This window comes from Endozoicomonas sp. PH6C (genome assembly GCF_059322965.1).
On sequence record NZ_CP185342.1, the window covers coordinates 5724983 to 5740296 of the forward strand.

Annotated in this window: 2 protein-coding genes; both read left to right on the forward strand. The window is 50.0% G+C overall.

Annotated features, from left to right (window positions below; genetic code table 11):
* The first annotated feature begins 70 nt into the window (after nt 1–70).
* Nucleotides 71–7636 (forward strand): AAA family ATPase, encoded by a 7566-nt coding sequence (locus tag ACOMG9_RS20770; RefSeq protein WP_448218285.1) that lies wholly within the window; start codon nt 71–73, stop codon nt 7634–7636.
* 139 nt (nt 7637–7775) lie between these two features.
* Nucleotides 7776–15236, forward strand: a complete 7461-nt coding sequence (locus tag ACOMG9_RS20775; protein WP_448218286.1) for an AAA family ATPase — start codon at nt 7776–7778, stop codon at nt 15234–15236.
* Nucleotides 15237–15314: the final 78 nt, after the last annotated feature.

The following is a 15314-nucleotide window of genomic DNA, read 5'->3' on the forward strand; positions in this document are numbered from 1 at the left end:
CCGGCCTCTGAAAGTCTAATCTTTAAAGGGTTTCAATTCAGTCCTTCAGATGGTTGTAGGGAGATTGACTATGGATGGTCAGATTGGTGGAGAAATTAACAAACCTGTTCCGGCTAGTGGCTTGCCAGCCAAGAGGTCAGGGCAGGATTCAGATTTACCATCAAACGTCAAAGCTGTCTGCTCTGGTCTCAATTACCAACTGAATCTATCGTCATCTCAGATTATGACACCTGACAGGGCGAGAACCGTATCCTCAACGGACTCCCTGCTCCAAAAAAAACCTCATGCCTTCGATTTCCGTTTTGTCGCCAGTGATGATGAAGTTCGACAGCTTTTGGCTGACCAGACCCGCGATAAAAATCGCGATGTCACGCTTATTTCCCATCCCGATGACCTCGCACAGGCTAATCTGGTGAGCCGTCTGAGCATTGCCGACAATGGTCTTCACACTTTGCGCTCAGGCAAGCTCTTTGAAGGTTCACAGCCATTGACCCTGGTGATAGATATCCGAAAACTCATCAATGAGGATCTGCCAAAATTTAACGATCTGCTGGACCCGGATAACCCCTGTCTATACGACAAGGTCAGCCAGAAGAAACGCCCTCTGGGAGAGCATGTCTCTCTGCTGGTTCTGGCAGCCCCTGAACAATTGACATCGGTTGGCCAGCATGGCGGCGCGCCTGCGGCCAGCGCACCGGCGGCCGACGCTCCGGGCGCTGATTTCTGGCGGCGAATTAACCGACCGGGCAATACCTGGCAGTTCGAGGCTGAGACTGGCAATGAACCATTGATGGACATTGACGGGGCTCCCCCGCTATTGCCTGAATTTCCCAGTGTCGAAAATGCTATGGACGACGACACTATCCTGGTTATTGACTGCCACTTGCACAACAACTGGCGACAGTTACTGCTGGGTGGTCCCGGTGTCGATCAACAGGGGCGAATCCAGCACATCCCTGGCAGGCTTGAACGATTGACGTCGGGACAGCGGGTGGTAATGAAAGGCGCCGACTGGCAGGACCTGACCTTTGAACAGACCATTCGACAGATGCTGGCGCAACAGTGCTTTGAGAGCAATGGGGAAGTCTGTCCATTACCCGACGATGTTCAGTTTTATCAGATGCCGGTGGGGAAGGACGAGCTTCATTCGCTGTTCCAAAGCCAGTCTAAAGAGCACGCCGCAGAACACCCGATCATCATTAACCAGGGGAATATCACAGAATGGCTGAGCCCTATTGCCATTACGCCTGAAGGCTATGCAACCCCTAACACCTGTCTGTTGGAACAGGTCAGGGCGGGGGGTGTCGTCACCGTAACGTCTCCACTCACTGAAGCTCTCTGGTTTCGTTTGCTGGGTTCATTGCAAACCCTTCGCGAGACCACCGGCCTGGAGCCCCGACTTCAGGTGACTCATACAAGACAGCAGCCAAAAGCCCTGGGATTGGCAGAAGACGATGGGCGCTTTCTCTCCAGCCCACATAGTAAAGTCACAGGTCACGCCACTTTTAATACCATCACTTATCAGCAACATGCCCAGGCCAGTCATTGGATTAATCATCAGCCGCAAACCCCTCTGGTCATTCAGGTTAATGAACAGACTGGCTTCACTCAGCTCTTTGATAACATCCATATTACCTCGGAACAAAAGGCACATTTCGGACGATCTCAGAGTGATTTGCAGGCGGCATTAACCGCTGGCAAACCGGTGGTATTCAGGGGGCTGGAAAGTAATCCAAGGCTTCAGCAGCTTCTGGAACCCCTGGTTATTGGGCAACCTCTGTTGGTGAATGGCCAGTTGCAGGCCTACCCACAAGCCCATGTCACAATACTCTGGCCTGAGTCTGTGAAAAGCACCTCTTCAGTATTTAATTCGATGGTTGCCACGGGTAGCCGGTGTCCCGAGATTGATCTCTGGGATATCAATACCCTCAGGCATAAAATCTCCCGGGCAGAGCTGCCAGAACAAGCACTTCACTCACTTTATGAAGCCTTTAAAACCGTACCCGGTGGCCTTTGTAATGTTCTGCCTGAATTGACCGAAGGGTTGTTGAATAATCTGATACTGGCTGCCCGGAGGGCACAGCAATTTGACCACTCCCCTCAGCTCCTGCCATGCCACTGGCGCAAGGCCATCAATAGCGTCATCACCCATGGCACCCGACAACATCCATCCGTCCATGATTTTATGAAAGTGGCCTGTTTGCAGTTACTGCCGGATGAAGATCAAGCCGCCTCCGTAAACCCGGATCAGTTAGCTGCCATCATCAGTAGCACCCCGCGACTGGATAGAAACTTTGTCAAGCGAAACCTGTGGCAATTGGCCCGAGCCTTTGAGCCGACAGTATTTATAGGTACCGAATTACAACTGTCCTATGAAAGTCCATTTCCAGAGTGGGGTAAGAAAGAAGTTATGGACAGGCTCTGTGCCATGATCCTGGCCCACGCACCTGAAAAACAACGAGATGCTATAGCCTATCAGTTGGCAGTTGATCCGGCGGCAACAAAGCCCTGGCAATGCTTAGCCATCGAGCCAACAAGACAGATTAAACGTTTGCAAGATGCACTGGCTTCTGGCTGGCAGTTACCTTTGCACCCAGGGCAGACCCGATCCGATGCCATCCACGGTCTGGCCAGCGATTGTTTTCATAGGGCCAGAACAGCGAGTTCTGAGGCAGACGGCATTGAACGCATAGAAAATCGACTGTCAGAATCACTGAAATGGCAGGGTTCCGCTGATGAGCCCCTGTCTGCACTGGCCCGGGATCTTTATCATGGCGTGACCAATCAGAAGGATCGTGAAAGTCGTCGATTATCTCGGCTCCATGACCGGCTTAAAGACTCCCCCGTTATATTCCTCGAGGGAGAAACCGGCACTGGTAAAAGCTACTTTTCCGCCAAAATGGCAAAGGCTTCAGGACAGGCTTCGGTCATTTCTCTTGGACCTTCTGACAGCGAACAAACCCTGATGAAACGCTGGCAGTGGCAAAAGCACGCCGATGGCGACCGCTCTATGGCGCAGCAAAACCGGGCATTGATGAAATGGGCCAATACCGAATCCAACAAAGACGGAGAATACATCACCCTGGTGCTGGATGAGGCTAACCTGACCCAAGCCGGATTGCTGGCGTCATTGAACGGCCTGTGGGAACCGCAACCCTGCATCTATGTGAATGGTCATCCTGTCAAGGTCAGCGAAAAACACCGGGTAATTCTCACCGGCAACCCCGATCATTACGCCGGGCGCCAAATGGATCCGACCCTGAAAGAGAAACTGCCCAGAGCTTATTACCCGCGTTTGGATCAGGCTTTCCTTCGGGACAGAGTAGTGGAACCGGCTTTGCTCAATCAGTTACAACGGCATCAAATAAACGACATTGCACACATTGCCAGCAAGAGTGTGATGGCACTGTGGCAATATTATCAGGAGCTGTTGCCCGAGCATGAGTTTACTCCCAGGGATTTAACAGATATCTGCAGCTGGGTGGGTTGGTATCTGGATCGTGCGTTATCCAAAGGCGACAGTGCCAACTGTAAGCAAGTGAACAGTTTGATCCAGCAAAGTTTCCGGGATGTGTTGGGTCCCGAAATCAGCGAGACTCAACAGGATGACCTTTCGGCACTGGAAATCTGGTTTGCTGCCCGTTACGAACTGGACAACACCCTGCGAGACAGAGTTCATAACCACACCCTGCCAGATATTCTGCAGGACTTCAGAACACTGACCAAAGAAATCCGACCTGAGTTTGATACCTCCGGATCGGCAGTCATTGATCTGGCGCAAGGGCTGGGACAGGATTTAAGCCGCTGTCAGCAGGCTTATCATCACGACAGAAAACACGGCGGTCGTCAGGCAACACTGATTGAAGGCCCGGCCGGACGGGGTAAAGATGCCACGTTGAACCTGTTGATTGAAAGTGTCAGACAGCAGGCTCTACAACGGGGAGAGTCCATGCCAGAAGTTTTTCTCCTGAATGCCTGTGATTGTTCCTGGGACCAAGTGTGTGAAAAGATCCAGAAAGCAAAAGTCGATGGCGGCATCGTGGTGATTTCGGAAATGAATCTGATCGACAGCCAGCATCTGGAAGGCGAGTTAAACGATATTCTGGCCGGTGACGCCCATCCGGGCTTCCACCTGTTTGCCACCATTAACCCGCCTGAGTACAGCGGGCGAAAACCCTTATCACCGGCACTGAAAGGGCGTTTTCGACATTTGCCGATCCGGCAGTACAGCCCTACCGAATTGCAGGCCATTGCCGGGAAAGTCTTGCCAGAGAATGAGCAGGGAAAAATCACGGCTAAACGGCTGACTGAAAAACATTGTCGTTTAAGGGCCTGCCTGCAACGCAAAGACCTGCCATTACAGCCCACCAGTCGCGATTTACAGAATGTCGCCATGGCTGTCAAAAGAAGAGGCGATTTTAGCGAAAAAGCACTTCATCAATGCTTCAATCAGCACTACCGGCTCTACCTGATGGCCGCCAACCTGTCGCTGGAGGAACTGCCGGAGTCATCGACTCTTGCCATGGGCAAAGGAGCGCTTGCTTCTGATCTGAGCCATTGGCTCTATCAAAAGGTACCGAACATTGATCGTCCGTGGTTGATACGACAGAGTGATCGCAACAGTATTGATGAAAAAGGCCACGAAATTCTTGTTGAGGCTGGTCTGGATAAAAAGCAAGCCAGGACTGAAATCATCAAGAGGGTGGCTCAGGCGAGGTGGCAGGCATCCGGTTTTTCACTGGCGCCGGATCAGTATAACGATATCCTCACCCGGGCACTGTACCGATACTGGCAGCATCGCTGGTTTCATCGTGAGTTCGGCCTGACGGGCGAGGACGCCAATTGCTTATTTCCCCTGACCAAAGAAGAGAAACAAACGCTGAAAATGTCGACCTCCCAGCCTTTTCTCCGGGAGGCTGATAAGTTGATTGGTGCATGGAAAGCCGACGCAGTTCAATGGTGGCCTGCCTTTTGGCATCAGATAAGTAACCTGCCGAACCATTGGCTTGACGATTACATGGATGAAAAGTTAGCGACTGGCTCTGGTAATGCGCCTGATAAACACCGTCTAAACGCTCCCTCGAAAAAAGATAAGGTACTGGACCGGAGAACAAACTATGAGTGCCTGAGAGTGCCACTATTATACGATTTACCCGTTTTTAAAACGCAGAGACCCACTTCCCGTATGTATCGTTGGGAGGCAAAGGATATTTGTGTGACTGTCAGGGGCGATATCATACTGACTGATCTTAATGATCCACGCATTCAAGGTTTCGTAACCCTCATGCCGGCCCGGTTACCGGGGCCTGATCAGGAAGTGATATTAACCAGCAAGCAAACGCTGGCGTCCTTTAAGTGGACATCGAAGAAAGGTCAATTTGTGTTACCCAGCCTGACGCCTGACGACTATATCGTGGCCCTGCGTATAGAACCCAATTTGCCATTTAAACTGGTCAGGCATCGGTATACCGGGCTTCACACACTGATTATTCCAGAAGCCAACACCGAACAGACTATTCAATTTACTTATGTCGTAGAGCCCAAAAAACCGGACGACAGTGTTTCGGCTGAAGAAGCCCGGCCAAAACAATCAATGCGTTTTGACACCCACTGTTCAGAAGGTATTAAAACCGTACTGGACGAACTGTTTTCGCCCGTAAAAGAGTCGCCCGTAAAAGAGCACCCGGCCAAACTACAGATGAGTTTGCAGAAAATAAAAAACGCCAGACACATCCGGCAACGAATTGAGGCGATCACGGAGTATTGCCGACAGTTTTCGGGTAAGACTGAACCGAAGCCGGAAGAAAATTTCTTTAGATTCCTCGTCACTCAGCAGCAGGGTAGCTGCCGTCATCGCGCGCCTGTTTTTATTGCTTTTTGTCGTTATTTCGGGATTCCCAGTCGGCAAATTCATAGCCCTACCCACGCGTTTCCCGAGTATTCACTGGATAGAGGTCAAACCTGGGAATCGGTGGATTTGGGCGGAGGGCCCGCACAGGTAAGAGAAATCAAATCTGAATTCCAGCCCACCAGGCAGCTCAGTAGTTCCGGCAGTGAGTCAAAGAGGTTTAAGGATCTTCTGAAAGGGGCCGATTCAGCGCAACAAGAAGCTCTGGCACAAGCCATTGACAAGAATCTTGAGAGACAGAACAAAGCCCTTGAAAGAGGTAGTGCCTCGTCAAATCCATTTAAAGTCACCTCCAAAATGGTGAGGGAACTTTGGAAGAGAAAAGATTTGACCGGATTTTCCATGGGCGTCTCAATTTTACTGGATATAAAAGCATTGAACAATTACGAGCTGGCATTGGTTGGTGCTGTGCATATAAAACACGGGGCGAGTACCTATAAACCCATGGTGGAGGCAGTAGCAAAAATATTGTCCGACAGTGATGAGGACCAGGTCACTGAACAACTCAAGTTACTCCATTCAAAAGTGATTGTTCAGGCCGGAGAGAGACCTCAGCAGTGGATGAGTTCCATGGTGGATATACTGAACGGCAGTGACTTAACCAGGCCTTCGGTTATTCAATTTGCCCTCGCAGCCCTGGAATCAGGTTGGCTGGATCCACTGCCGAAATACGACCGCGATATTAACGGGGTCCGTGAACAGCATGAGCTATTGTTACGCCTTGAAGGCGTTGATGAATTAAAAGTTAAAGCCACCCATTGCCTGAAAAATTTATACAAGCAGTTGTTTTCCAGAGAAAAAAACAGTCAGGAATGGCGGCTGAGCTATGAAGACTCCCAAACGAAAGAAGATGCCTGCCTGGTGACCCATTGTCATGGTGGCTTTTCGTCATACCTGGAAGAGCTGATTGTCCGTAAAGCTTTACAAGACGCCTGGACGGACGAACCTGAAGGCATTCCGAATATAGAGCGGTTGCTGATACACCATCCCGCGTTTGTGCGACTAAACTCTGGCAGGACGCTCCACCGACCAGTGGTTATCCTGGGGCAACCTCGCTGGCACAGCGAAGCAATGACTGAAAAAACCGAAGCTCTGCTTCAACTAAAAGTTGAGAGCAGCCCGGAATTGAAGCGGTCGTTTGAAAAAGTCAAACAGTACAGGGAGATTGATAATGAATACGACAAAGCTCTGGATGACCTGGATAATTGGTACAGTGATCATTCAAGCCATGAACAATCAATGCTTCCTGATCAGCAATGCCAGACTCGAAAAGAACAATATGAGAAACAAAAACTTGCTGTCAAAAGTCATTACAAACCCCTTCTGGATTCCATTGGGCTGCAACACCGGGAAAAAGAGCTTGTACGTGATCTAAAAATCAAATGCAGGCAAGCGATTGGGCAGGCCTTCAGTCATTACCTGTATGGTTTGACGCACTCGAAAGGCGGTTCCTTGACCTATTGTTGGGCCGAAGCAATTATCAACGACTACATACTTAGAATAAAATGGTATGGCACTCATGATCCATCCTCACCGGAAGAGCTGTATGCCATGATGCAATTAATTGAATCTTACGAGTTTCCGTCATCTGCCAAGGATGCCTATTTAAAACAGGCACTCAACATCAGTAACGCTCTGATACTCAGGTCCGATGATCTGACCAAAATTAACGAAGAGTTTTTGAACAGCGTGAGTTTGAATTCGATTTATGAGTCATTGGATAACTGATAATCCTGATTGATGCCATTGCCCTGCGGCTAACTAACCCAATGGAACTTTCCTCCCGCCTGAAGGTCACATAAGTACTCAACCATACGAAATCAAACCATTTCAATGCAGTCCTTCAAATAACAGAGCGAGATTTACCGTGGATGGCCAGATTGGCTGGAGAAATAAACAACCCTTACCTGATTGCAGCGTGCCAGACAAGAGAGCAAAGCTGGATGCACCGCCAAGGATTGCAGAGGTCTGCTCAGATGTAACTCCCAGACTCAATAAATCATCAGCTCCGGGGATCTCGCCTCACCAGACGAGAAGGGTATCCTCAGCGGATTCCCCGCTCCAAAAGACCACTCATGCCTTCGATTTTCGTTTTGTCGCCAGTGATGATGAAGTTCGACAGCTTTTAGTGGCCCAAACCTGCGATGAACAACGGGATGTTATCCTTATTTCCCGCCCCGATGACCTCTCACAGGCCAATCTGGTGAGACGGTTGAGTATTTCTGTCGATGGCCGCCACACTCTGGGTTCTGGCAAGCTGTTCGAAAGTCCACAGCCACTGACTCTGGTGCTGGATATCCGAAAACTCAGCAGCGAAGATTTGCCAAAATTTAACGATCTGCTGGACCCGGATACCCCCTGTCTGTACGACAAAGTCAGCCAAAATAAACGCCCTCTGGGCGAACATGTTTCTCTATTGGTCGTGGCAGATCCTGAACAGTTGGCATCGGTTGGCCAGCGTGACGATGCACCGGGGGCTGATTTCTGGCGGCGAATTAATCGACCGGAAAATAGCTGGCACTTCCGGGCCCAGACTGGTAATGACCCATCGATGGACATTGATGAGATTCCTCCGTTATTGGTTGAACTCCCCTCTGCCGAAAGCGTCATGGACGACGACGTTACCGTTCTTATTAACTGCCACTTGCACAACGACTGGCGACAGTTGTTGTTGGGCGGCCCCGGTGTGGATCAGCAGGGACGAATTCAGCATCTCCCCGGCAGGCTTGAGTTATTGAGGGCCGGACAAAGGGTGATTCTGAAAGGGGCTAACTGGCAGGATCTGGCCTTTGAGCAGACGATTCGACAGATGCTGGCGCAACAGTGTTTTGAGAGCAATGGGAAGGTCTGTCAGTTACCGGACGAGGTTCAGTTTTATCAGATGCCGGTGGCTGAGGATGAGCTTTATTCACTGTTTCAGAGCCTGTCTCAAGAGCACGCACCAGGAAACCCGGTCATCATTAACCAGAGTAATATCACAGAATGGCTGAACCCGATTGCCATTGCTCCGGAAGGCTACGCAGTCCCTAACACCTGTCTGTTGGAGCAGGTTCGAGCAGGTGGTACGGTCACCGTCACGTCTCCCCTCACTGAGGCGGCCTGGTTTCGTTTGCTGGGTTCATTGCAGACTATTCGAGAGACAACGGGCCTGGAGCCGCGACTTCTGGTAGCCCATTCAAGACAGCAGCCGAAAGCTCTGGGATTAGAAGAAAGCGATGAACAGTCTCTGCCCAACCCGCAGGAAAAAATCAGAGATCAGGCCACCTTTAGTGCCGTCACTTATCAGCAAGACGTCCAGGCAAGTCGTTGGATAAATAAATACCAGCCTGCACCTCTGGTCATTCAGGTCAATGAACAGACCGGCTTCAACCAGCTATTTGATAATATCCATATCACTTCGGAACAAAAGGCCCTTTTTGAACGAGATCAGAGTGAGTTGCAAAAGGCATTAACCGCTGGCAAGCAGGTTGTATTTCGGGGGCTCGAATCTAATCCAACACTTCAACAACTCCTTGAACCCCTGGTTGTTGGCCAACCTCTGCTGGTGAATGGCCAGTTACAGGCCTACCCACAAGCTCATATCACAATACTCTGGCCTCAATCTGCGAAAAGCCAATCTGCAGTATTTAATTCGATGCTTGCCATGGGAAAACCCTGCCCTGAGGTCAATATCTGGGATATCAATGCCCTCAAGCATGATATCTCCCGGACTGAGCTGCCAGAACGAGCCCTCAACTTGCTTTACGAAGCGTTTAAAACCGTACCTGCCAACTGTTGTAACCCTCTGCCTGAAATGTCCGCAGGCTTGTTGAATAACCTGACACTGGCTGCCCTGCGAGCACAGCAGGTTGACCGCTCACTTCAGCTCCTGCCCTGCCACTGGCGCAAGGCCGTCGATAGTGTCATCACCCATGGCCTGCGACAGAGTCCGTCGGTGCGTAATTTTATGAAAGTAGCTTGTTGGATGTTGCTGCCAGACGCCCCCGGGAAGCGGGATGAGGATCAAACTGCCTCGGTCGATCCGGATCAGTTAAATGAGATCATCAATAGTGCCCCACGGTTAGACAGAGAGTTTGTGAAGCAGAACCTGTGGCCGCTGATCAGAGCAGCCTCTGACCCTGGAGTCTTAAAGCAATTGCAACTGTCCTATTGCGATCCATTCCCAGAGCAGAGAAAAGAAGACGCTTTGGACAGACTCTGTGCCCTGATCGTGAGCCATACCCCTGAAAAACATCGACAGGCAATGGCCTGTCAGTTGGCAGTCGATCCGCAGGCAGCAGAACACTATCAAACCTTAGCCTTAAGGCCATCAAGACAGATTAAACGTTTACAGGATGCACTGGCCTCCGGCTGGCAGTTACCTCTGCCCTCAGGGCAGACCCGATCCGAAGCCATTAAATCTCTGGCTGCTGATTGTTTTCAGATGGCCAGAACCGCGAATTCTGAAACAAAAGGCATTGAACGTATAAAACATCGACTGTCTGAATCACTGGCATGGCAGGGCTCGACTTATGAGCCCTGGTCAGCACTGGCCCGGGATCTTTATCACGGTGAGACGAGTCAGAAGGATCGTGAAAGCCGTCGTTTATCCCGACTCCATGACCGGCTTACAGACTCTCCTGTTATATTCCTGCAGGGGGAAACCGGCACCGGGAAAAGTTACTTTTCAGCGAAAATAGCAAAAGCTTCAGGATCGGCTGTGGTGCTGTCCCTTGGACCTTCTGACAGCGAGCAGACCCTGATGAAACGCTGGCAGTGGCAGCAACACGCTGATGGCGACCGCTCTATGGCACAGCAAAACCGGGCGCTGATGGAATGGGCCAAGACCTCACACCCCAGAGATGGAGGCTATGTTGAAGGAAAATATATCACTCTGGTTCTGGATGAAGCCAACCTGGCCAAAACCGGATTGCTGGCGTCATTGAACGGCTTATGGGAACCGGAACCCTGCATTTATGTGAATGGTCATCCTGTCCCGGTCAGCACAGAACACCGGGTGATTCTCACCGGTAACCCCATTCATTACGGCGGACGCCAGTTGGATTCTGCCCTGAAAGAGAAACTGCCCAGGGCTTACTATCCTCGTCTGGACCAGGCTTTTCTTCGGGACAGAGTGGTGGAGCCGGCTCTGCTCAATCATTTACAACGGCATCTGCCGGAGTCTCGGCAAATAGACGACATGGCACGCATTGCCACCGAGAGCGTCATGCTACTCTGGCAGTATTATCAGGAACTGTTGCCAGAACATGAGTTTACCCCCAGGGATCTGACGGATATCTGCAGCTGGGTAGGTTGGTATCTTGATCGTTCGTTATCCACAGGTGACAGGGTTAACTGCAAGCAAGTACAAGGTTTAATCCAACAAGGTTTTCGGGATGTGCTGGTGCCCGAAATCACCGAAACTCATCGGGATGCCCTGTCAGCACTGGAAATCTGGTTTGCTGCCCGTTACCAACCGGAGAATACCCTGAGTGACAGAGTTCGCAACAAGACCCTGTCAGATATTCAGCAGACTTTCAGTACAGTCACCCAAAAAATCCGACCTGAGTTTGACACCTCCGGAACAGCAGTCATTGAACTGGTGCAACAACTTGGACAGGATTTAAGCCGCTGTCAGCAGGCTTATCACCTCGACAGGAAACACGGCGGACGACAGGCGACGCTGATCGAAGGTCCAGCCGGACGGGGTAAGGATGCCACGCTAAACCTGGTGATTGAAAGTGTCAGAAAGGAGGCTAAGCGACGGGGAGAATCCATGCCGGAAGTCTTTTACCTGAATGCCTGTGATTGTTCCTGGGACAGAGTGTGTGAAGCGATCCAGAAAGCAAAAGTGGAAGGCGGCATCGTGGTGATTTCGGAAATGAATCTGATCGACAGCCAGCATCTGGAAGGTGAGTTAAACGATATTCTGGCCGGTGACGCCCACCCGGGCTTCCACCTCTTTGCCACCATCAACCCGCCAGAGTACAGCGGACGAAAACCCTTATCACCGGCGCTGAAAGGGCGCTTCAGACATTTGCCCATCCGGCAGTACAACCTGGCAGAATTACAGACCATTGCCGGGAAAGTGTTGCCAGAGTCCTTAGAAGGGACATTCGCCGCCAAAAAGCTAACAGAAAAACATTGTCTTTTAAGGGCTCACCTGCAACGCAAAAAGCTGCCGTTGCAGCCAACCAGTCGTGATTTACAGAACGTCACCAGGGCTGTTATCAGGACATGGGATTTTACCGAAAACGGACTGAATCAATGCTTCCAGCGGTACTACCGGCTTTACCTGATGGCAGCCAGGCTGACGCTGGAAGAACTGCCCGGGTCATCAGCTATTGCCGTAACTAACGAAGCACTTGATACCAGGCTTTGCGAATGGTTTAACCAAAAGGTACCAGGCATTGATCGACCCTGGTTGATACGACGCAGTGATTGCCAGAGTATGGATGAAAAACGCCATGAAATTCGTATTAAAACTGATCTGAATAGAGAGGAAGCCAGAACGGAAATCATCAGGATGCTGGCACGTACCCGCTGGCAGGCATCGGGTCTTTCAGTGAAACCGGATAAGTCCGACGATATTCTCACCCAGACACTTTACCGACACTGGCAGCGACGCTGGTTTGATTGTGAGTATGGCCAGTTGGGCGTGGACGCTGATAGCGTATTTCCCCTGACGGATGCACAGAAACAAACATTGAAAACGTCAACCAACCAGCCTTATCTCGAGGCGGCTGACCAGCAGATAAGGGCGTGGAAAGCCAGTGAAGTTCAATTTTGGCCTGGGTTCTGGCATCAGATCAGTGATCTGCTGAGCCATTGTGCGCACGATTATACTCACCAGGATATAGTGATCGACAGTGACAAGGCTCCTGAGGAATGCCTTTCAGAAGTTCGCAGGAAACAGGCCAATACCCTGGACCGGGGCACGGAATATCAGCGCCAGAAGAAGAGAGTATTCGACAATTATAAAATTTTTGACACGAACTACCCTTTCAATATGTATCGCTTGCGAGCGAGAGATATTAATGTATCTGCCAAGGGTGAGGTCGAGCTGACTGATATGGGTGATCAACACCTGCAGGGGATCGAAATCCTTATACCCGAAGAGTTACCGGGGCGTAACCAGGAACTGACGTTAGCCAAAAACCAGACACTGGCAAACTACAAAGCGTCATCAAACAATGGTCAATATGCATTGCCCAGTCTGACGCCTGAAGACTATATCGTGGCCCTGCGTATAGAACCCGTTTTGCCATGTACCCTGCTCAGGGATCGATATACCGGGCTGCACACACTGTCTGTTCCCGAAGCCAAAGCCGGTCAGATTATTCAATTTACTTATGTCGTGGAACCCAGAGCGCCGAGCAAAAAAACACTGGCTAAAAAAGTCCAGCCAGCACAATCAATACGTTTTGACGCCCGCTGTTCCAAAGGTATAGAAACAGTATTGAACAAACTGTTTGCTGAGGTTGAACAACAACTGCCTGAAATAAAGGTGCCTTTGCAGGCAATAATGAACGCAAAAAACACGACGCAACGCATCAGGGCGATCAAGGACTATTGCCTGAAGTTTTCCGGAGGTGCTGAACCAGCAGGGCATCATCTGAATTTCTTTCACTTCCTCGTAACACAGCGACAAGGCAGTTGTCGTCATCGGACGCCTGTTTTTATTGCTTTTTGTCGCTATTTTGGGATTCCATGTCGGGAAATGATCAACCATATCCACGCCTTTGCAGAGTATTCTGTGGATAGAGGTCAAACCTGGGAGTCAGTGGATTTAGGCGGGGCGCCTGGTGAGCTAAAAAAAATCCCATCCAACTTCCAGCGCACCAATAAAGTCAGTAGTGAGTCAAAGAAGGCGAGGGATCTCTTGCGGGGTCTTCTGGTGGGTGCTGATTCAGCACAACAACAAACTCTGGCTAAAACCTATGGTATGAGCCTTGAGGAACTTAACAGGATCATTGAGACAGGCGGTACATTACCAGGAAAAAACCCGGGTATCCGCGAAACGGTATTGAAGCTTTGGAAAGGAAAAGATTTAACCGGTTTCTCCATGGGTGTCTCAATGATAGAGTCGCTGGATACAGAAGCATTGGGCTATTTCGAGCAGCAACTGGTCGGTAAGTTTATTACTTGCGACTGGAGTTTCTGGCCGATGTCGGCGGTTGTCATAAACATATTATCTGACGGTGATGAAGTCCGGGTCATCGAACAACTGCAATCATTGCACTCAAAAATGATTGTTGAGGCTAAAGCACGCCCCCTCGAGTGGTTGGGTTCAATGGTGAATATACTTGAGCACAGTGACCTGGCCAACCCCTCGGTTATTCGCTTTGCCCTTAAAATTCTGAAATTGGGTTGGCTGAATCCACTGCCACGGTATATGGACGAAATTATTGCGCCCCTTCAACATCACGAGCTGTTGATGCGTCTGAAAGGTATCGAAGAACTCAAGGTTGAAGCGACGAATTGCCTGAAAGAGTGGTATCAGTCTGTTCTGAAAAGGGGAAAACAAAGCCTGAACTGGTGGTCCATTTATGAATACTTTCTGAGGAGAAAAGGCAATGACATGTTCGTCAGTCATTGTCACGAAGGGGCTTCGCCATCCCTTAATGATAAAATTGCCAATCCATCTTTAGATACCGCCTGGACGGATGACCCTGAGGGTGTTCCGAATATAAAACGAATGCTGGTGAACCAGCCCGCATTTGTGCAGTTGCACTCGGTCAGAGCCAGACACCGTCCGCTGATTATCCTGGGCGACCCTTTCCTGAGCAGCACATTAATTGATAAAAAAGCCCGGGAGCTGTTGCAACTGAAAGCTAAGACAAACCCCGATTTAAAGCTGTTATTGGAAAAAGTCAAACAAGATAATGGGGTCTCAAACCGAGGCTACATGATTGGTATTTACAATCGCTACAGACCCATTCCTGAGTCTGGTGACATTTCACAGAAGGACGCAGAGTTTGCCAGTGATTTAGAAAACAAATGCAAACAAGCGATTCTTCAGGCCTTTTGTCATTACCTGTATGAATTGACACACTCGAAGGGTGGTCGTTTAACCTATTGTTGGGGCGATGCTCTTATCCGGTTTGTGAGCAATCGGAACTACTATGGCGCCCATGACCCATCTTCCCCGCAAGAGCTGTATGCCATGTTCTCTGAAATTGATCGATCCGAGTGGTTTGAGAAATCGGTTGATGATACCTACTTACGACAGACGCTGGGCGACAGTAACGCCCTGGTGCTCAGATCCGCAGAGCTGATAAAAATTACCGAAGAATTTTTGAACAGTGTGAATTTGAATTCGCTTTGTGAGTCACTGAATACTTGTTAAAGGTTTGATCATGATGAGTTTTTCGAGACTGTTGACTTCCCACAATGGCAACGAGCCAGTACCAAAATGAAACTTTTG

What these genes read in the sequence shown, in the direction of transcription:
- ACOMG9_RS20770 (WP_448218285.1), top strand. Translation starts at nt 71, where the DNA reads ATGGATGGTCAGATTGGTGGAGAAATTAACAAACCTGTTCCGGCTAGT.